The organism is Ruminococcus sp., assembly GCF_019423705.1.
GTDB lineage: Bacteria > Bacillota > Clostridia > Oscillospirales > Ruminococcaceae > Hominimerdicola.
The window spans coordinates 1-20173 of the sequence record NZ_JAHZAX010000018.1 but is presented as its reverse complement, the minus strand read 5'-3'; the positions used below and the strand labels follow the sequence as shown (position 1 = coordinate 20173).

Genomic DNA, 20173 nt, shown 5'->3' with positions numbered 1-20173 from the left:
AACATACTCCGCTCCCAGCATTCCACACCTCCACCGCTTTTTTCGTGTAGACATTCCTACACCCCAAACCAATCAAAAACCCAATAAAACAAAATCACCCCACAAGCCATATCTGCCTATGACCTGTGGGGTGAGATCTGATATAAATATTCTATTTTCCACCCAGCGGAAACCGCCGGTATTGTATGCTGTTGCCGTAGATCTCATACGTCGCCGTGATCGTGATAAACTGCCCGTTGGGGTGTGATTTGGTGAAGCCGATGAAATCGGACAGCTTGCGGTCGTTGCCGTGCGTCTTTATTTGTGTGCCGAAATTTGTCTCGTATTCGATCTCGCCTTGAGCTGTCACACGTCCGCATTTGATGAATGCGCAGTATATGCCTCGCTCGAATGGTATTAGCCGCTTTGGCAGCAGGTCGGGCAGGCCGTTTAAACAGGCTATGAAAAGATCGAAATTCTTTGCGTAGTTGTCCAGCTTTCCGTCGTTTCCTTCACTTTTTAACTGCTTACAAGTACGTTTAAAATCCTCGCAAAGTGAGCAATTATACCTAAATTCTATAAACTCGGCCTTGAGCTTGTGCAGCTGCGCCATAAAGCTTTGCTCGATGGCGCATTGGTGCAGGGGAGTGCGGCCTTTGATTTTCCAAACGGGATATGAAAAGCTGTATTTCTCGCCGTATCGGCTTTTGTCCGCTCCCGTTGCTGCAATGCTCCGCCCGTCTGTGTAGCCCTTTGCGACGGCGGAATATGTTATACGCCTGAGCTTTTCACCAGCCCAGCTTATGTTCGTGAACACCGAACTGTTTGCACGCTGGTGTCTGCCATTGCCTGCCGCCGTGGGCTCGTAAAGCATTGCCTTGACCTTCTCCCAAGTCACACGATCGATTATGCCTGCGTGGTGATCTTTTATGTAATATTTTGGCGCTTCGCCATTGTTTTTCGTGGAGCGATGAGTTAGAAAATCTATGGTCACGGTCTTTTGCATTTCAATGTCGCCAACGTATTTTTCATTGCGCAGAATGAGCAAAACGCTGTCCGCACGCCACTTGTTGCCGTTTACCGTGACCTTGCCCAGCCTGTTTAGCTCCCCAGCGATCTTGTTTGCCGATATGCCGCTGATATAGTGCTCAAAAATATACCGCACGATCTCAGCTTGCGCTGGGTTTATCACCCATTCGCCGTTTTCACCTTTGTCATAACCCAACATTCGGTCAAGGTTTATCTGCGGCTTGCCTGCCTGAAAATTTTTCTGTATCGACCAACGTATGTTGTCTGATATGGAACGGCTTTCGTCCTGCGCCAGCGCCGACAGTATCGTCAGTATGAGTTCGCCTTTGGCGTCAAGAGTGTCGATGTTTTCTTTCTCAAAAAACACTCCAACAGGCGGCGAAAGCTGCCGCAATTCTCTTATGCAGGTGAGAGTGTCAACCGTGTTGCGGGCGAATCGTGATATTGATTTTGCCACGATGTAATCAAGCTTGCCAGCCTTTGCGTCATCTATCATTCGGTTGAATTCCGCTCGGTGCTTGCGGCTCGTGCCAGACAGGGCTTCGTCTGCGTATATCCCTGCAAATTGCCAGCCACGCTTGTGCTTGATAAGATCGGAATAAAATGCCTTCTGCGTTGCATATGATGTCTGCTGACTGTCATCGCCCGTCGATACCCGACAATATGCGCAGACCCGAAGCTCTTTTTGATCCCGAAGCTGTCCTCCAACCCTCACAGCACGTTTTGTCGCAGGAATGACCTCCACCGAAGCCGTGCCTTTCATAAATTTTCCCCCTTTGTCTGATCCTTTATTTTCTGATTTTTTGTTTGTGCAGTTGTTAGCTGTGCAGCCTTGCAAATGAAAATATGCCTTGTTTGCTGACGTTATCAACCCCGGCGCAATGTCAAGCGTTGAGTTTTCGCCGTCACAACGATACAATTTAATGCAGTCGTTTTGTATCTCCGCACAAAGAATAAACGCCTTGAAATGTTCGCTCAATATTCCGTTCAGAAGCTTATCATTTATATCTCTGTCATTGGTAAGACCGCTTTTTAGTTCGTACAGCCACTTGATAGCATTTTCACGATCGTTATAGCTTTTTTCAAATGCTTTGCGGATAGTCGGCTTGATATCAGTTCGTGCGATATCACGATTTTGTATATCAACCAGCTTTTGCGAAAGATACCCCACGCAATGTTCAGCGCTTTCAAATCGGCGAATGAAGCTTTCGGCGGCGGTCTTTATGGCTGAGATAACGGCACCTTCGGATATTTTCAAACCGCTGCAAATATTTATCCCACAGCTTCTTTCGGCTGTGGGACAATACCAAATGCGCCCGGTATCGGCATTTCGTGAATGAAGATAGCTGCCGCATTTTCCGCAGATGAGCATATGCGAAAGTGTGTGCCGCTGGCCGCAGCCCACTTGTTTTCTGCGCAGCCGTTGTACTTTATCAAACAGTTCTCTCAAGATTATGGCAGGGTGGTGGTCTTTGATGAGAAATCTGTCCAGCTGGCCTGTGTTTTTGATTACGGCGTGGTCCAAATGGCTTTCCACAAAGCGTTTTTGGATAAGCACGTCGCCTGTGTAGCGCTCACGGCTGAGTATTTGCGATATCAGTCGCCCTGTCCAATATCCGCTTTGTGTGCCTTTGGCAGGGGAGGGGACGCCCTCGATGTTGAGCCGTCTGGCAATGTTTGTATAAGAACAGCGTTCGGCGGCCTCTTGAAATATCCGACGAACGATTGCGGCTTCCTCGTCGATTATGTCGATATCCTTGTATTTATAGCCGCTGGCGGTGGTGATGTATCTGCCGTTGAAGCGGTATCCGTAAAGCTCGTAATTGCAGACCTCGCCACGAGAGGAGCGCATTTTATTGCCAAGCTTGATATTTTCTGAAATGCTGCGGCTTTCTTCCTGTGCGACAGCGCCGAGGGTGGTAAGGATAAATTCGCTGGCGGAATTTGCGGTATCGAGGTTTTCCTTTTCAAAAAACACGCTCACGCCGCATTTGCCGAGGTCGTTAAGAGCGGCGATAAGGTCGGCGGTATTGCGTGCGAAGCGTGATACAGATTTGCAGAAAATGCGGTCGATAAACCCGTCTTGACAGCTTCGGAGCAGCCGTTTCAATCCCAGCCTGCTGTCGATATCCGTGCCGCTTGCGCCAAGGTCGGAATATATGCCGACAAAGTTAAGGTTCGGGTCGCTTGAGATAAGTTTTGTGAAGTATTGTTTTTGCAGCGCAAAGGAGTTTTCCTGCTCGGCGTGGTCGGTGGAAACTCTGATATAAGCCGCCGCATTGAGCCGTTCGCTTTTAGCTTTTGCGCTTTTGAGATACGCCGATGAGACAAATCCCGACGCAGCTTTGAAGTCTGATAAAATGTTGTCCATTGATGTTGCAACGCTCCTGTCGAAATAAAATACATTTTCGATTATAGCAGAAAGCGTGTTGGGAATATAGGGGGAAAAGGTTAAAGTTGAGCATTTTAGAATATCCCCCTGTACAATCCCCCCACAATATGCTATAATAAAACCAACCAAACTACACACCCAAAAGGAGCTGACCAAAATGCAAAACGCTGTCTATCCCGTCATCGGGCGGCAGATAAAGCTGCCGTTTTATCTTACCGGTATCGGCGTGTCCGCCCCCGAGTACCACGTTACCCGTGAAAATGGGCTCGTCTCTCACCAATTGCTTTTTACAACAGCAGGGGAGGGCAGGCTCATCGTGGACGGTTGCGAGTATGCCCAGACCAAGGGCTCGGCTTTTTATCTTCCGCCGAGCAAGCCCCATGAGTATTTTCCCATGGACGACCATTGGACTACAAATTGGCTGGTCTTTCGTGGAGAGTTCGCCGCTCCGCTACTTGCAAATATAGGCTTTGACGGCTTTAAATTCGTCCCCGATATCGACCTTGATAAGCCGTCTGCTCTCTTTGAGCGTATCCTCTCCGCTGCCGCCGACCCCGTTGGCTGCGGCGAACGAGCCTCCGCTTTGGTGTATGAATATATCCTCGCAATGAAAGAAGCTATGCTCTCTCCAGTCGGCAGAAAAAATGTGGGCAGCATAACCCGTCAAGCGCTTTTGTATATCGACGCAAGCTATATGAACGATATCACTATCGACACCCTCGCAGGGCTTTCGGGGGTAACAGTCCAGCACTTTTGCCGTGTTTTCAAGGCGGAGACCTCAATGCGCCCATTGGAGTATATCGCAAAGCGCCGTATCGCACAGGCAAAATCGCTGCTGGTCAATACCGATATTGAGATCGGCGAAGTGGGCAAAAGCGTTGGCTATGAGGACAGAAATTATTTCAGTATCGTTTTCAGAAAGCTCGAAGGCGTGTCCCCTCGTGAGTACCGCCAATCAAAAGGCACGGCGCTGTTGTAACTTGCGCAAAATGTTCGTATCTTAATAATATGCAAAATATTTCAGATTGACCGAAAGCCATTATAAAGTTATAATTGTCATAAGGAAGCAAAGTTCGCAGAGCTTTGGAACAGGAAGGAAAACTTATGACGATACTAAAACGGTGCGCTTCGGCGATATCAGCGATCGTGATGATGATATCGAGTGCAGGCGCTTATAATTGCAATGCGGAGGGGAGCAGTGTGGACGATCTTAACAGCAAAAATAGCGCAAATAGTGCAAATATTAATAATATCAAAGAGATAACCATTGACGGAACAACTACCCAGCTCAAGGAAAATATGCGTTACAGGGGCGCAGGAATGGTCAGCGGCAACAATTCATCAAGGCTGCTGCTGGATTATAAGACAGAGCACCCCGAGGCTTATCAGAAAATTCTTGAATATATGTTCGGCAAAGAGGGCGTTGGCATTACACACCTTAAGGTAGAAATGGGCGCAGATATAAACTCATCATCAGGCACAGAGCCTTCTGTTATGAGAAGCGCCGACGAAAAGGCTGACGTAACAAGAGGTGCGGCTTATCAGCTTGCCGCCGATGCCAAGAAGATAAATCCAGACCTCACTTTAGATATGCTTTGGTGGAGCGAACCGAAGTGGGTATCCAGTGCCTCGGACGTTTACGCTGCAAGATACAAATGGTATAAAAACACTCTCGACGCCGCATATGAGACCTACGGCATACAGTTCGATTATGTCAGCGCTGTTCAGAATGAGCGTGGGGCTGATCTTGAATGGGTGAAGTACCTTTCATCACATTTGAAGAGCGAGACCGATTGCCCTTATGACTATTCAAAGATCAAGATAGTCGGCGGTGAAGAGGTCTGCACTTGGGGCTTTGCGGACAGGATGTATGAGGACAGCGACCTTATGAGTGTCGTTGACGTTGTGGGCAGCCATTATACCAGCGAATCCACAGAAAACGCTCAGAAGCTTGCCTATGATGAAAATAAGGAGCTTTGGTTCAGCGAAGCAAGTTCCCCAATGGCGTATGCGCAGGGCACATACAGATATGACGGTTCGGGCTTGGCTGGAATAAACGGCACTCTCGATATCGCAAACAGGATCATCGGAATGTATCCAAACGGTAAAATGACCCTCTATGAGTATCAGCCTGTTGTGTCGGCATATTATGACGGTGCTTGCTATTGCCAAAAGCAGCTTATCTCCGCCTGCGATCCTTGGAGCGGCTATTATATGCTGGACAGCGGTTTTTATATGTCTCTCCATTTTTCGCAGTTTATAGAAAAAGGCTGGGCGTTCGTTGACAGCGCTTGTTACAGCGACGGCAAAAAGGGCGGCGATGGTCACGCTATCGTTGACGCAGTTTACAGCTATATGACTGCCGAAAATCCAGAAACAGGGGATTACAGCACAGTTATCACAAACACGACGGAAGAGCCTATCCAGTACGATTTCAAGGTATCGGGACTTGACAAGGCTTCCGCTGGGGTCAGTGTTTGGGAAACAAGAGGTCCCGACAGCGCAGAAGGCAGCTATGACGAGAATTATTTCAAAAAAACTCAGGATATCACCCCAACAGAAAATGGCGGAGCTTATACATATTCTGTAACTGTCAAGCCAAATTCTATGATAACAGTTTCGACTGTCACCCCAAGCCGCACGGAATATAAAAACGCCGATGAGACCGAGCGCACAGTTTTGAAGCTGCCTTATAAGGACGATTTTGAGTATTCTGACTATGACAAAAATTACCTTGCTTCAAGAGGCTATGCGCCGAGATACACCACCGATCAGGGCGGCGCTTTCGAGGTGGAGCACACCGACAAGGGCAATGTGCTCGTTCAGCAGATAACAGCGGATATCATCGCCAATGACTGGGGTTACACCCCCGAACCTGTTACAACTTTTGGTGATGACAGATGGTATAATTACAGCGTGAACGTTGACGCCGCTTTTGAAGCTTCGCAGGACAGCAAGCTTAATTATGTGGGCGCAGGACTTAGATACACTCTCGGAGCAAACTCGTACAGCGGCTATTGGATACAGCTTTATGAAAACGGCAATTGGGCGCTGAAAGCTAACGGCGACACGCTGGAAGAGGGCACTCTCGATAACTTTGACAGCACGGCTTGGCATAATCTCAAAGTCGAGGCTATCAACAACACAGTCCGTGGATACATCGACGGCAATATGGTGGCTGAGCACACGGCGCTTGAGGGCGAGTCCTTCATCAGCGCAGGCAGAGCGGCGCTTTTCAGCTCTTATAACAAAAACAGCTTTGATAATTTCTCCGCCGAAGAGGTCGGCAGCGAGACTTATATCACACGCTTTGACGAAACGGACGAGTGCTTTGCCTTTGAGGGCAACTGGGAGCACGATCTGATGAGCAGCTTCAAAAACTACAAGCGTACCGCTTCGTCTGGCTCAGAGGGCGACGCTTCCACAGTAACCTTTGAGGGCACAGGCTTTGCGCTTTCGGGCGAGACAAGAGAAAACGCTATCCTTGGCGTATCTATCGACGGCGGCGATGAACAGCTTGTTACAGTATCGAGAACAGGACAGCGTGAGATATCCTGCCACTTTGAGGGCTTGGCTGAGGGCGCTCACACCGCAAAGGTGACGATAAAGTCGGGCAAATACACCATTGACGCTATGCAGGTAACAGGCGGAAAGATACCTTTCGAGCAGGAAAAAACTGCGGAAGCTTCGGCAAAGAAGTCTGGCAAAAGTAAGTTGCCGGTAGCTGTTGGAGCAGGCGTTTGTGCGGCTGCGGCAGTTGGCGCTGCGATCTACGGCATAGCAAGGAGCAGAAAGAAGCGTAAGGAAAATAATGAGTAAATTTAGCAGGACGACTGATATGACAACAGGCAGCGAAATGCGGCATATCGTGATGTTTTCGCTGCCCCTGCTTGCAGGAAATCTCTTGCAGCAGACTTATAATATAGTAGACACAATGGTGGTGGGGCGTTATCTGGGCGATGACGCCCTTGCCGCTGTGGGTGCGACGGGTTCGATAACGTATCTTTTTTACACTCTTTGCATAGGCCTGTCCGTTGGGGCAGGAATAATCACGGCGCAGTATTTCGGGGCGGACGATGAGCGGGCAATGAAGTCATCGGTGTTCAATTCAGCCCTTGTTACGGCGATATTCGGCATAGTCATAAGCCTTATTTCCGTACCTGCCGCAAGGCCGATATTGGAGCTTTTGAACGTTCCGAACAGGCTTATTGCCGACTCGGCGGCGTATATGCGAATAGCCTGCGGCGGAACGCTGGCGGTGGCGGCATACAACTGGATAAACGCCATAATGCGTGCTTTGGGCGACTCAAAAACGCCGCTGATATTCCTCGGTGCGGCAAGCATTTTGAACGCCCTGCTTGATCTGCTGTTCGTGGTGGTGTTTAAATTTGGAATTGTGGGCGCAGCTTGGGCGACAGTTCTGACACAAGCGCTTTCGGTGATATCCTGCATAATATATTGCTTTGCGGTCAGCGGAGAGATAAAGCTCACCGCCGACGATCTCCACCCCGACAAGCTTATGATGAGCCGCTGCGTTAAAACGGGCGTGCCTATCGCAATTCAAAACGGACTGATATCAGTTTCAATGGTCGCCCTCCAGAGTGTGACAAACGGCTTCGGCGAGACTGTTATGGCGGCATACACAGTTTCAATGCGTATCGAGCAATTCGTCCAGCAGCCGTTTTCGTCCCTTAATGCGGCGGTATCCACATTCACAGGACAGAATATCGGCGCAGGCAAGCAGAAAAGGGCGCAGAATGGTGTGCAGAGCGCAGTAAAAATATCCGTGATGTTCTCGCTGGTGGTGCTGGTGCTATTTACCGCTTTCGGCAGATTCATAACGGGCTGGTTCGTCAGCGGCAAGAACGTTATCAATATCGCCGCAAAGTCACTTATCATCACGGCGCTGTTTTACTGGTCGCTGGGCATTATCCACACCACAAGGGGCTTCCTCAACGGCGCAGGGGATACCAATTACGCCCTTGTCAACGGAATGGCGGAAGTCGTCTGCCGAATCGGTCTGTCGCTTGTGCTCACAAAGATAGCTTTCATAGGCTTTTGGGGCATATGGCTCACCACCGCAGCCACCTGGTTCGTGACGGCTATGGTCAGCCTTATAAGATATCGTGGCGGCAAATGGCGGCTCCATTCTATTGTGGGAGAAAAATAATATAAAAAGGCAGCATCATACAAAGTTTGTGAGGTGCTGCCTTAAATTGTTTTGTGCGATTTTCCTGTTTACAAACTGTTCAAGTTGTGCTATAATGTAAATGTAAAACAAAGGACTGTCAAAATAAATGAAAGGAGAACCTAAAATGAAATTGACAACATTCAAAAACAGAAAAAGTAAAAATGCCGTTGCGGCCGCTTGTGCTGCGATAATGATATGTGCGGTGGGTTTTGCGCCTGTCAGCGAAAGCGGAGCACTTATGCCCGCAAGTGCAGCCGAGGTCACAGCGCAGGTATATGTGGGACAAGTCACAGGACTTTCATCAAGGACTCCCGGCATAAGCGAGATAAAGCTCAGCTGGAACGCCGTAAATGGTGCGGACGGATATTCCGTTTGTATGCGCTCAAAGGGCAAATATCCAGAGATCGCTGACGTGACGGACACAACCTACACAGTAACAGGTCTGCCGGCTGCAACGAGAGAGAATTTTAAGGTCAGAGCCTACAAGCTTGTGAACGGAAAAAAGGTCTATGGCAGCTATTCGGCAAACTATAATTCCGCCACCAATCCACGACCTATAACGAATTTGAAGGCGGAGACTATGACAAGCTCTGCGGTGAATCTCACTTGGAACAAGGTGGGCTGCACAGACTATCGTGTGTTTATGTATAAAAACGGCAAGTGGACGCAGATCGCACGGACAACTACGCCTTTCTGCACGGTGACAGGACTTTCAACAGGCAGCTATACTTTCAGAGTGAGAGCCTGTAAGACTGACGACAAGGGCTCAAATCATTATGGCAAGATATCAGCCGACGCCACTGCAGAAGTCTATAATGTTGGCAAGGTAACTGGCGTATCATCGAGAACGCCTAACACAAGCTCAATAAAGCTCAGCTGGAACGCCGTAAATGGTGCGGACGGATATTCAGTTTGTATGCGTTCAAAGGGCAAATATCCCGAGATCGCAGATGTGACTGGCACAACATATATAGTAACAGGTCTGCCGGCCGCAACAAGAGAGAATTTCAAGGTGAGAGCCTACAAGCTTGTTGGAGGCAAGAAGATATACGGAGGCTATTCTGATAACTACAATTCAGCCACAAACCCGAGACAGGTCACAGGATTGAAGGCTTCCGACATCACAGCAACGACCCTTGACCTTAACTGGAAGTCTGTTGGCTGCACAAGCTACAAGGTCTTTATATGGTCGAACGGAAGCTGGAAAAACATTGCTTCATCGACTGTAAATTCCTGTGCTATCAATGGCCTTTACGCAAACAGCACATACAAATTCAAGGTCAGAGCCTGCAAGACTGACGACAGGGGCGTAAATCATTACGGCGGGTATTCACAGGAGATAACAGTCACCACCGCCGACCACACCATTGAAGTTAAAAACGGCGCAAGCTATGTTGACGGCGTTCTGATCGCAAACAAAAGCTATTCCCTGCCTGCAAGCTATGACCCAAAAGGTCTGACGAAGGAGACTTCCGCCGCTTTCACGAAAATGCAGAGCGCTGCATATAAGGACGGTATAAGCCTGTGGGTATGCTCGGGCTATCGTTCATATTACGATCAGAAGTATCTTTATGATTCGTATGTTCGCCGTGACGGCAAGGCAGCAGCCGATACATATTCCGCAAGACCGGGTTACAGCGAACATCAGACAGGTATGGTCATTGATGTGAACAAAGCCAGCGACTCTTTCGGCGGAACAAAAGAAGCTAAATGGCTTGCGAACAACTGCGCAAAGTACGGCTTTATAATCCGCTATCCAAAGGGCAAGGAAGCTGTTACAGGTTATAAATATGAGCCTTGGCATATCAGATATGTCGGTACGCCTTTGGCACAGAACATTACATACAGCGGACTGTGCTTTGAAGAATATTTCGGTATAACTTCGCAATACAAAGATTAAACGATCAATGTTTAAAAGCTTTTCAGCTTTTTTGACCCTCGGGGACGAACGCCCTCTGAGGGTCGTTTTGTTATATTAATGTTCATACATTTTTCTCACAATACTAAAATACATATGCTATAATATTTGATGTTCCTCAATATTTAACAAACGAAACTATCAAATTTTAAAAGGACTGATAAAGTTAGAATGCTGATAAAAGTTATCGTGTGTATCCTTGCAGGGCTTGGCGCAGGGCTTGGAACGGGCTTTGCAGGAATGAGCGCTGCGGCGGTCATAAGCCCTATGCTCATAACCTTTCTTGGAATGGAACCATATCAAGCGGTGGCCATAGCCCTTGCAAGCGACGTTCTCGCCAGCGCAGCTTCCGCATATACATACGCAAAAAACAAAAATCTCGATATCCGCAACGGACTTATTATGATGGCTTCGGTGCTGTGCTTCACCCTTGTGGGAAGCTATGTCGCAAGCATCGTGCCGTCAAAAACGATGGGCAGTTTTTCAACGTTTATGACGCTGCTTCTCGGCGTGAAGTTCATTGCAAAACCTGTTACTGAGCCGAAAGCACGCTTCACAAACGCAACGGCGCAGCAGAAAGCCGTCCGTTCGGTGCTCTGCGGTGCAATGGTGGGCTTTATATGCGGATTTATCGGCGCAGGCGGCGGAATGATGATGTTGCTCGTCCTCACATCTGTGCTGGGTTATGAGCTAAAGACCGCCGTTGGCACAAGCGTTTTCATTATGGCGGCAACAGCTTTCACGGGCTCGGCAAGCCATATCGTGATTGGCGGTCTGCCCGATATCCCTGCACTTGTGATATGTATAATAAGCACGCTGGTGTTCGCCCTTATCGCTGCAGTGATAGCGAACAAAGTCTCCGCAAAGACCCTTAACAGGGCGACGGGAACTGTGCTTGTTGTTCTCGGCGTGGCTATTTTGGCGGTCAATTGGCTAAAATAATGATCGTTTTGATGAAAAATAAAAGCAGTATCGCATAAAAATGCGGTGGTCGTAATACGCTTAGGGAACTCGCCATTTCCCAATTAAAAAATGCCGATACCCCAGAAAAACACTGAAACTGCATTATCCCTTTTGGAAAAAGGCAGCTTTTTACTTGTGTTTTGACATTTGCCGACTTCAATATGTTCAATAAAGTCAGCCAATACCTGCGGAGTGAGTTCTGTAACGGCATCATACTTTTCGATTGCCTGCATAAACAGTTTGACCTTGTTGACAGACTCATTTTTCTCATGAAGTTTTCCTATGAGTTCTGCAACTAATGCGTTAAGCTGTTCTTTTTCTTCATCGTAAGTCCTTTTCAAACTTGCAAACAGCGAGCCGTCTATTTCACCTCTGACCTTTGCCTCAAACAAACCTTGAATGTACTTATCGATTTCCGTAATGCGAAGCTGAGATTTTTCAAGCTCCGCTAAAACAACCGCTTTGCAGTCATCAGACCTCTTCTCAACACGTTTCTGAATGGCCTTGTAGAATTCATCGGGATTGGCATTTGCCTTATAGATCACTCTCTGAATTGCCTGTAAGACCTCGGTTTCAAGATATTTCTCAGGAACACCATGGAAGTAACACCCTTTGCTTTTCCTGTAAGTTGTACACTCATAGCAATAAAGAGCATTTTCACTTTTTGTCCCACATCTTCTGCCGTGCATTCTTGCGTGACAGTCCATACAATACAGATAATCACCAAAAAGATACTTATGTGGTCTTGACGGATGACGTATTGTCTTTTCACATCTGTCCTGTGCCATCTGAAACAGTTCACGACTGATAATTGCAGGGTGCGTGTCAGGAAAAATCTTGATCTTGTCACTTTCGTTGTAGATCACAGTCTTATTCTTGTAAGAAGCAATCTGTGTGTGAAAATTGACCGTATCACCGACGTATTCCTGACGCTTAAGAATGGCAGCAATCGTTCCGCTGTTCCACAAATAAATATCCTCAGCAGTAACCGCAATCCCTTTTCGTATTTTCTTGTGATATTCCACTCCAATACGTTTTTCAGCCTGCAACTGTAATGCAATCTGCTTTGTTCCCATTGCATGATGTACATACAGTTCAAATATTTCTCGGACAACTTCTGCAGCTTCCTCATCCACCTGCCAATCCTGTTTGTTCTCATGAGTGTTGTAATACCCATAAGGCAGTTTTGATGTGATATGCTGACCGCTGTTGCCTTTTTGGCGTACCATGGAACGGATCTTCTTTGAAATATCTCTGCTGTACCATTCATTCATCAGATTATTGATCGGCAGTAAATCATTCATTCCTTTGGCAGAATCCACATTATCGCTGATTGCAATAAAGCGAACATCGTACTTTGGAAAGTCAATTTCCACATACTGACCTACCATAAGATAATTTCTGCCCAGTCGGCTCATATCTTTGACGATGACTGTTCCAACCAGTCCGTTTTTGATGTCATTCATCATACGCTGAAAATTTGGACGGTTAAAGTTTGTGCCTGTGTAACCATCATCTGCGTAGTAAGAAAGATTGGTAAAGCCATTGGATTCAGCATAGTTTTTCAGCAATGCTTTCTGGTGTTCAATGCTTCCGCTTTCCGTGTCAATTCCATCATCGAAAGAAAATCTGACATATAAAGCAGTGATTTTCCCTGTCTGCATACTTGTTTCCTCCTATACCGACAGGCTTAAATTTGCTATTTCTATTTTAGCGCAGATCAGAAATAAACGCAACCAGAAAAGAGAAATTGTTGCCGGATCGTCGCAGTCTGTAACCGGATTGCAGCAATCAAAATAGTTATGCGTTCTTCATATTCAGTTTTCAAGATTCTCAAGTTTTTCAAAGCATATATGACGCAGAATTTCCAAAGCCTTATGCAGTTTTTTAGACATTGCCTGCCTTGATATTCCGCAGTTCACAGCATATGCTTTTATTGTTTTGTAGTTTCCATAATAGAAACCGATTATGACTTCAAATTTATCCTGATACAGATTTTTGAGCATCAGAAGTGCCTGCTGTAAAGCAAGCAGCTGAATATCTTCCTGATCAGGTGGAACGTACATATTATCATGATAAGTGATAACCATTCGCCTTTCACGCCGATCCAAATATTCCTGATGACGGAACATCTTTCTGGTCTGCTCATCTACTGCATACAGCGTATGGAAGTCAGTATATGGTCTGCCTATATCATCATCTCCGAATCAACAGACAGGCTTTTGAATTTGCTGTAGTAATCATAGCACAAAAGCAATGAAAAAGCAAATCTGCACTTTTTTCAAGTTCCCAAATAATCGGGAATCTTTTGCTTTGGGAATTGTGCTGCATATAAAAACTGCACCTGAACATTTCTGTCCAAGTGCAGTTTTTTACATATCGCTTGTATATTATGATTCAATGAAACGTTGCCTTATAATCATTTCCCCACTTTTCCATAGCGTCTAAGATCGGACGCATGGTGTCACCCAATTCGCTGAGGGAATACTCCACTCTCGGCGGAACTTCTGCATATACTGTGCGATTGATTATCCCATCTGCCTCCATGGAACGCAGGCTTTCTGTCAGCACTTTCTGGCTAATCCCCTCCAGAGATTTTTGCAGTTCGTTGAAACGCCACGGACGCATTCGCAGATTACGCAGAATCAACAGCTTCCACTTGTTGCCGATAAGCTGTACTGTAATTGCCACAGGGCATTCCGGCAATTCTTCTTTTTTTATTATGATAACACCTCATTTGTTTCATTTAGAATGTTACATTCATTATAGCATATTACAGGTGAAATTGCAATACATTTTGTCGTTCACAAACTGTTTACAATAAAATTTAGCGTCAAAAATCCAGCAAATGCACAATCGTTACCTTTTGGTAACTACCTTACAAAAAAGTGCGTACTTTTCAAGTGCAGAAATGTGTGATATGCTGATAACAACAGGGAAACCTGAATAAAAACAAGGAGGAAATCACAATGAGTGAAATGCTGAACAGAGTTGCTGCCTTTGGTGGTGATAATGGTGCTTGCGGCAGTGCTGACCCGAAGGAAACTCCGGCATCTGCTTGTGGTTCTGCTTGCGGCAGTGCTGACCCAAAGGAAGCTCCGGCATCTGCTTGCGGTTCTGCCTGCGGTGCAGCTGACCCGGACAAGAAGTAAAGTGTAACGTGACACAACTTCCAAAAAGCAGACGCATCGTTTGATACGGTGCGTTTGCTGAGAGAATCGTACGCTTTTGCGTTTGAAATAGATCAGGAGGAAACGACTTTATGAAACCATATTTTGCTTTCCAATGGCACATCACAGATGCCTGCGACCAACGCTGTAAACACTGCTATATCTTTGCAGAGAACAATTGCAAAAAACTGACGGAAATGACTTGGGAAAAGATGCGGCAGGTCGTTTCCTCCTGTGAAGAAATGTGCGAAAAAATCGGCAGAACGCCATACTTTTACATCACAGGCGGTGATCCTATCCTGCACAAGGACTTTTGGAAACTGGCGGAGCTGCTGAAAGAAAAGAATATCCGCTGGGCAATTCTCGGCAACCCTTTTCATTTGGATGACAAGGTCTGTCAGAAGCTTCACGAACACGGCTGTGTGAAGTATCAGCTTTCCCTTGACGGAATTAGAGAAACGCACGATATATTCCGCAAACCCGGTTCTTTTGATACGACTCTTGAAAAAATCGACTGTATCAAAAATGCAGGAATGTTCTGTGCGATCATGTCTACTGTATCCAGTGCGAATATCAGCGAATTTCCGCAGCTGATCGACCTTTGTGCAGAGAAGAATGTGGACGTGTTCGCATTTGGAAGATACTGCCCTACAAGCGGTCAGAAGTCTGAAGAATATCATATTCCGCCGAAGCAGTATCGGAATTTTATGAATATGTGCCACAGGAAATTTGCAGAGCATAAAGCAAACGGCTGTAAAACCACTTTTCAGCTGAAAGACCACCTGTGGACGCTGTATTTCTATGAGAAGGGCATTTTCAAGCTGCCGGAAAACAGCGATCCGAATATGATCTATGACGGCTGTCATTGCGGTATCGGGCATATGACGATACTTTCTACAGGCGATATTTACGCCTGCCGTCGAATGGAAAGCAAGATTGGAAATGTGTTTGAAACGCCGATGTATGAACTGTTTGTAGGTAATGAGTTGGAAGCATACAGACAATTTGACAAGTTTGAAAAATGCAGCAAATGCGAATTGAGAGGATATTGCAGGGGCTGTCCTGCGGTGACGTTTGGCTATACAGGCAATATGTACGCTCCAGACCCGCAGTGCTGGAAAGAATACAATGACATTACAGGTGAAAAATTATGTTAATGGACATTATCAAAGCAAGACATTCTATCAGAAAATATACGGATAAGCAGATAAGCCGTGAAGATCTGGAGGTTATTCTTGAGGCAGGAAACTACGCACCCAATGCAGGCGGCGGACAGCGGAGTATGCTGGTTGCGATTCACAATGCTGAGCTTGCTGCAAAGATCGGCAGAATGAATCTTGCGAAATTTGACAGAAGCAAGCTGCTGGGCGGCTATGTATCCAAAGAACAGCCAAGTAGCATTGACGACCCGACCATAAAAAACGGCTTTTATGACGCACCGACAGTTGTGACGATATTCTGTCAGAATGGTTTTGCATTCCGTGTGGCAGACGCATTTTGTATAGCGGAGAATATGGTTTTGCAGGCAACGGAACTTGGTATCTCCTCCTGCATAATCTCCAGAGGAGAAGAAACATTTGTGAGTGATACGGGGCAAAAACTGCTGAACGAGTGGGACATTCCCGAAAATTACAGTGCAATCTGCTTTGTGATCCTTGGCTATATCGACGGCGAACAACCGCATACAAAGCTAAGGAAACCGAATAGAATCAAAATAATTGAATGAGGTGTTTCATATGGATGCAAAAACTTGTTTGAAGAAAATGCAGCTTGTAGGCGTACTGAATGTCGCTACCGTTGACGAAAACGGCGATCCGCAGATACGTTGCATCAGTGCAGTGCATTATGATGAGGACTCCTTTTATTTTTTCACCGCAAGAGGAAAAAATGTTGCAAAGGAGCTTCTTTCCGACGGTCGTGTGCAGATACTTGTCTACACAAAATTCAAGGAGATGATACGGCTTTCCGCAAAGGCTTACCCTGTAGCTGAGGAAAAACAGAAAACTGCCATTGACACCATTTTTGAAGAGCATCCCTATCTTGCAAACCTTTACCCTGGTGACAAGCGATATATCGGTATTTGTTTTGAGATAAAAGACGGCTCGATAGAGTATTTCAACCTCGGCGTAAATCCGATTTTCCGAGAAACCTATACCATTGGAAACGGCAATGCAGAGTTCAAAGGCTATCAAGTTACAGATAAGTGTATTGGCTGTGGAATCTGTCAGAGGGTCTGTCCACAAAACTGTATCGACCTTGCAAATGGAAAAGCTATTATCCGTCAGCAAAATTGTCTGCACTGTGGTTCTTGCTTTGAAAAGTGTCCTGTGGGAGCGATCGAACGGTTATAAAGGATGAAAGATGATGGCAAATGAAAAATTAAATAATTTGATTGCATATTTGCTTTCAGAACGTCCGGAATGGAACGGTTTAACTATTCCAGCAAAGGAATCGGAACAATTTCTCCTATATCGCAGCCTTGTTAACATTCGACCGGCAGGGAAAGCCAGTGCGGAATATCTCAAAGCCGAGGACGAATTTCTGCAAAAGCTGACAGTACAGAAAGGTATTACTGACATTGCCGACTTACAGCCTGTTGAGAAGAATATTTATCTTTGGAAAGGCGACATCACAACGCTGCAATGCGGTGCGATCGTCAATGCCGCAAATTCGGGAATGACTGGGTGTTATCGCCCTTGCCACAACTGCATCGACAACTGTATCCACACCTTTGCCGGGGTTCGCCTGCGGCTGAAATGTGCGGAGATCATGAAAGCACAGGGACACGAAGAACCGACAGGTACAGCGAAAATCACGCCTGCTTATAACCTCCCCTGCAATTATGTAATCCACACCGTCGGACCGATCGTACAGGGCAGGCTGATTGAAAAACACTGCGAGCTGCTGAAAAGCTGTTATCAGGGCTGTCTGGAACTTGCGGTAGAAAGTGGAATAAAGAGCATCGCCTTTTGCTGTATTTCCACAGGTGTGTTCGGCTTTCCGCAGGATAAGGCAGCGGAGATCGCTGTGCAGACGGTGAGAGAATTTCTGAAAACCCACGATATAGAGGTGATATTCAATGTTTTTACAGAGAAAGATTACGAAATATACAACGGACTTTTCGGCTGAGATAGAACGTTTGAAAAATGAAATCGAAACCGCAGATGCCATTCTCATAGGTGCAGGAGCAGGACTTTCCACTGCGGCAGGGTTCACATACAGCGGCGAGCGTTTTGAAAAATATTTCTCGGATTTCATTGAAAAATATAACGTTCGGGATATGTATTCCGGCGGCTTCTATCCATTTGAATCTCTGGAAGAACATTGGGCGTACTGGTCGAGATACATTTATATCAACCGCTATATGGACGTTGACAACGGTGTTTACAAGAGATTGTTTGAACTTGTGAAAGACAAAGATTATTTTGTGCTGACCACCAATGTAGACCACCAGTTTCAGAAAGCTGGTTTTGACAAGCACAGACTTTTCTACACACAGGGTGATTATGGACTTTTTCAATGTTCAGAGCCTTGTTGTCAGGAAACTTATGATAACGAAGAATGTGTGAAAGATATGCTGGAATTTCAGGAAGATATGCGTGTTCCAACAGAGCTTATTCCACGCTGTCCAAAATGCGGAAAACCTATGACCATGAATTTGCGTTCAGATAATACTTTTGTACAGGACAAGGGCTGGTATCGTGCGGCAGATCGGTATGCGGAATTTCTCCGCAGGCACGAAAATCTGCATATCTTATTTCTGGAACTTGGTGTGGGATATAATACGCCTGCAATTATTAAGTATCCGTTCTGGCAGATGACGGCGAAAAATCCGAAAGCCGTGTACGCCTGCTTGAATTTTGGCGAAGCTTTTTGCCCAGAGCAGATTAAATCACAGGCGATCTGCATCAATACTGATATAAAGCTATTGATAGACTAAGCGATTCATTATTTATCTACCATAGACAAAATGCACCTGAACATTTCTGTCCAAGTGCAGCCAGATCATATTTCTTTTCTTGTTTTGCAATAGAAATCATTGAAACTCATACCTAAAAACCGCTTTGCAAACCAATAAACATTAGAAGGTTCAGGATAGCCAAGCAAAGGGTAAATTTCTTTTATGGAAAGCCCCTTTTTAATGGCATCAATCAGAATTTCTTTGCGTATTTCAACAATTACAGTTTGAAAGTTTGTCCCTTCTTCTGCAAGAGCACTTTTCAGACTTGTACGTTTTGTTGCCAAAGCTTCTACCACATTTGCCGTATCACATCGCCTTTCAAGAAGTAATTGAGGGGCGATTTCTTTTATACGCTGTGAGTATGGCTTAACCCGCACATCCACCAAATCAGAAAGATTGCCGAGTTCGTAAATATAGATGTCAACAATGCGTTTTCCGTAATTCTTTTCTTTCTGCCCCATCGGTTCATCAATCACGATTTTTTCAATCAAGGCATCGCATATTTCCTGCGTGACAGCATCTAACTCCGATAATCTGGAATTCTCTATTCTGTTCAGTATTTCTGTGACAGAAAGAAACTTTTTGCTGATTGTGAATTTTCGTACAGTAACGTCCGAAAGAAATTGAAGCAGTTCTTCCTTTTCACAGCTTAATGATTTTGATTGAATCCTGAATTCTGAATCTGACAATTTGCCTTGAAATTTCTTTTCATATAGCTCTGTCAAAAGTTTGCTGATGGCATTGACTCGATTTTCAGTTTCTTTAATCTGCTTGTCAAGCTCGGTAAGTTGATTTAATCCAAGTTTAGTGATGAGTGTATCTCTGCTGTCTTTAACAGCCATATAAAGCTTTTTAAGATGGTCGAGCGTGATTCTTCGCAGTTCATTTTCAGTTATGTGATTGGAACAGCAAGTGCCATATTGCATATACGTCTTACAGACAAAATATACACCATTGACACTATGCCTTCGGTGCATCTTTGCTCCACATTTTGCACAAACACATTTATTTCGGAAAAAGGTATCATTTTTCATCTCGTTTGAAGGTGAAAATGAGTTCTTTGATATGGTTTTCAGCTTTTCCTGTGTCTTTTCAAAATCTTCTCTTCTGATTATGGCAGGATGCTGATTTTCAAAAACAACCCAATTTTCTTTTGGAAGAAAGAGCCTTGATTTGGATTTATACGATGTTGTTTTCGTTTTGAAATTCACGGTATCTCCGCAGTATTCCTGAAATTCAAGCAGTCGTTTGACCGTTTGGAACAACCAGCCATAAGAAGTACCGACCTTGGTATATTTGTATCCCATGTACGCACTTGGTGTTGGAACTTTATTGGTTCTCAGGTGTTTTGCAATAGAATTGATCGACATATCTTGATGCAGGAACATATCAAAAATCATTCGTACAATCTTAGCAGATTCCTCGTCAATTTCCCACCGGTTATGATCGCCATCAACCAGTTTGTACCCATAAAGCGGACGTGATTTCAGTTTGACTCCATTCATGCCAAGTGTGTGCTGGTTTTGTCAATATCACTTGACACATTTTATTCGAACAAGAATTATGCAGC

At 45.6% G+C, this 20173-nt stretch carries 16 protein-coding genes; 11 read left to right on the top strand and 5 right to left on the bottom strand.

The genetic code is table 11. The features are described from left to right. Positions 1–151: 151 nt before the first annotated feature. Positions 152–3379 (bottom strand): recombinase family protein, encoded by a 3228-nt coding sequence (locus QZ371_RS11405; RefSeq protein WP_295213317.1) that lies wholly within the window; start codon positions 3377–3379, stop codon positions 152–154. A gap of 178 nt (positions 3380–3557) precedes the next feature. Here QZ371_RS11405 and QZ371_RS11400 point away from each other — a divergent pair, with 178 nt between their 5' ends. From QZ371_RS11400 to QZ371_RS11380, 5 genes are all read left to right on the top strand, one after another. Beyond that, positions 3558–4379 carry an AraC family transcriptional regulator gene (locus tag QZ371_RS11400; protein ID WP_295213314.1) on the top strand — a complete coding sequence of 274 codons (822 nt, stop codon included), beginning with the start codon at positions 3558–3560 and terminating at the stop codon, positions 4377–4379. Positions 4380–4504: 125 nt separating this feature from the next. Then, complete coding sequence (locus QZ371_RS11395; protein ID WP_295213312.1) at positions 4505–7219, top strand: glycosyl hydrolase family 59; 2715 nt, start codon at positions 4505–4507, stop codon at positions 7217–7219. Beyond that, on the top strand, positions 7212–8570 hold the full coding sequence (locus tag QZ371_RS11390; protein WP_295213309.1) for an MATE family efflux transporter: 1359 nt from the start codon (positions 7212–7214) through the stop codon (positions 8568–8570). The genes QZ371_RS11395 and QZ371_RS11390 overlap by 8 nt, the downstream gene beginning before the upstream one ends. Positions 8571–8715: 145 nt before the next feature. Next, a complete protein-coding gene (locus tag QZ371_RS11385) occupies positions 8716–10491 on the top strand; it encodes a D-alanyl-D-alanine carboxypeptidase family protein (protein ID WP_295213307.1) in 1776 nt (591 codons plus the stop codon). Between the two features lie 189 nt (positions 10492–10680). Continuing rightward, positions 10681–11451, top strand: coding sequence for a sulfite exporter TauE/SafE family protein (locus QZ371_RS11380; protein ID WP_295213304.1), 771 nt, complete (start codon positions 10681–10683; stop codon positions 11449–11451). Positions 11452–11534: 83 nt separating this feature from the next. On the opposite strand, the gene QZ371_RS11375 is transcribed toward QZ371_RS11380, so the two are convergent. The 3 genes from QZ371_RS11375 to QZ371_RS11365 form a co-directional block, all read right to left on the bottom strand. Beyond that, entirely contained in the window at positions 11535–13136 is a 1602-nt protein-coding gene (locus QZ371_RS11375) for a recombinase family protein (protein ID WP_295213303.1), read from the bottom strand. Between the two features lie 153 nt (positions 13137–13289). Next, positions 13290–13562: a hypothetical protein gene (locus tag QZ371_RS11370; RefSeq protein WP_295213302.1), complete on the bottom strand. Its 273-nt coding sequence runs from the start codon at positions 13560–13562 to the stop codon at positions 13290–13292. Between the two features lie 307 nt (positions 13563–13869). Next, positions 13870–14196 carry a helix-turn-helix domain-containing protein gene (locus tag QZ371_RS11365; RefSeq protein ID WP_295213319.1) on the bottom strand — a complete coding sequence of 109 codons (327 nt, stop codon included), beginning with the start codon at positions 14194–14196 and terminating at the stop codon, positions 13870–13872. A gap of 245 nt (positions 14197–14441) precedes the next feature. Here QZ371_RS11365 and QZ371_RS11360 point away from each other — a divergent pair, with 245 nt between their 5' ends. From QZ371_RS11360 to QZ371_RS11335, 6 genes are all read left to right on the top strand, one after another. Then, complete coding sequence (locus QZ371_RS11360) at positions 14442–14624, top strand: hypothetical protein (protein WP_295213301.1); 183 nt, start codon at positions 14442–14444, stop codon at positions 14622–14624. Positions 14625–14734: 110 nt separating this feature from the next. Then, complete coding sequence (gene acgM, locus QZ371_RS11355; protein ID WP_295213298.1) at positions 14735–15799, top strand: radical SAM/SPASM domain protein, ACGX system; 1065 nt, start codon at positions 14735–14737, stop codon at positions 15797–15799. Beyond that, on the top strand, positions 15799–16368 hold the full coding sequence (locus QZ371_RS11350) for a nitroreductase family protein (protein WP_295213295.1): 570 nt from the start codon (positions 15799–15801) through the stop codon (positions 16366–16368). The genes acgM and QZ371_RS11350 overlap by 1 nt, the downstream gene beginning before the upstream one ends. A gap of 10 nt (positions 16369–16378) precedes the next feature. Next, positions 16379–16993 (top strand): 4Fe-4S binding protein, encoded by a 615-nt coding sequence (locus QZ371_RS11345; RefSeq protein WP_295213293.1) that lies wholly within the window; start codon positions 16379–16381, stop codon positions 16991–16993. Positions 16994–17003: 10 nt separating this feature from the next. Continuing rightward, entirely contained in the window at positions 17004–17771 is a 768-nt protein-coding gene (locus tag QZ371_RS11340; RefSeq protein ID WP_366558741.1) for a protein-ADP-ribose hydrolase, read from the top strand. Next, entirely contained in the window at positions 17722–18582 is an 861-nt protein-coding gene (locus tag QZ371_RS11335; protein ID WP_295213288.1) for a Sir2 silent information regulator family NAD-dependent deacetylase, read from the top strand. Before QZ371_RS11340 ends, QZ371_RS11335 begins: the two co-directional genes overlap by 50 nt. Before the next feature lie 65 nt (positions 18583–18647). Here QZ371_RS11335 and QZ371_RS11330 read toward each other — a convergent pair whose 3' ends face one another. Beyond that, positions 18648–20108 carry a recombinase family protein gene (locus tag QZ371_RS11330; protein ID WP_295213286.1) on the bottom strand — a complete coding sequence of 487 codons (1461 nt, stop codon included), beginning with the start codon at positions 20106–20108 and terminating at the stop codon, positions 18648–18650. Positions 20109–20173 lie beyond the last annotated feature (65 nt).

Bases quoted from the DNA above. Each gene is read 5' to 3' on its own strand.
- QZ371_RS11405 (WP_295213317.1), bottom strand. From the start codon at position 3,379: ATGGACAACATTTTATCAGACTTCAAAGCTGCGTCGGGATTTGTCTCA.
- QZ371_RS11400 (WP_295213314.1), top strand. From the start codon at position 3,558: ATGCAAAACGCTGTCTATCCCGTCATCGGGCGGCAGATAAAGCTGCCG.
- QZ371_RS11395 (WP_295213312.1), top strand. From the start codon at position 4,505: ATGACGATACTAAAACGGTGCGCTTCGGCGATATCAGCGATCGTGATG.
- QZ371_RS11390 (WP_295213309.1), top strand. From the start codon at position 7,212: ATGAGTAAATTTAGCAGGACGACTGATATGACAACAGGCAGCGAAATG.
- QZ371_RS11385 (WP_295213307.1), top strand. From the start codon at position 8,716: ATGAAATTGACAACATTCAAAAACAGAAAAAGTAAAAATGCCGTTGCG.
- QZ371_RS11380 (WP_295213304.1), top strand. From the start codon at position 10,681: ATGCTGATAAAAGTTATCGTGTGTATCCTTGCAGGGCTTGGCGCAGGG.
- QZ371_RS11375 (WP_295213303.1), bottom strand. From the start codon at position 13,136: ATGCAGACAGGGAAAATCACTGCTTTATATGTCAGATTTTCTTTCGAT.
- QZ371_RS11370 (WP_295213302.1), bottom strand. From the start codon at position 13,562: ATGGTTATCACTTATCATGATAATATGTACGTTCCACCTGATCAGGAA.
- QZ371_RS11360 (WP_295213301.1), top strand. From the start codon at position 14,442: ATGAGTGAAATGCTGAACAGAGTTGCTGCCTTTGGTGGTGATAATGGT.
- acgM (WP_295213298.1), top strand. From the start codon at position 14,735: ATGAAACCATATTTTGCTTTCCAATGGCACATCACAGATGCCTGCGAC.
- QZ371_RS11350 (WP_295213295.1), top strand. From the start codon at position 15,799: ATGGACATTATCAAAGCAAGACATTCTATCAGAAAATATACGGATAAG.
- QZ371_RS11345 (WP_295213293.1), top strand. From the start codon at position 16,379: ATGGATGCAAAAACTTGTTTGAAGAAAATGCAGCTTGTAGGCGTACTG.
- QZ371_RS11340 (WP_366558741.1), top strand. From the start codon at position 17,004: ATGATGGCAAATGAAAAATTAAATAATTTGATTGCATATTTGCTTTCA.
- QZ371_RS11335 (WP_295213288.1), top strand. From the start codon at position 17,722: ATGTTTTTACAGAGAAAGATTACGAAATATACAACGGACTTTTCGGCT.
- QZ371_RS11330 (WP_295213286.1), bottom strand. From the start codon at position 20,108: ATGAATGGAGTCAAACTGAAATCACGTCCGCTTTATGGGTACAAACTG.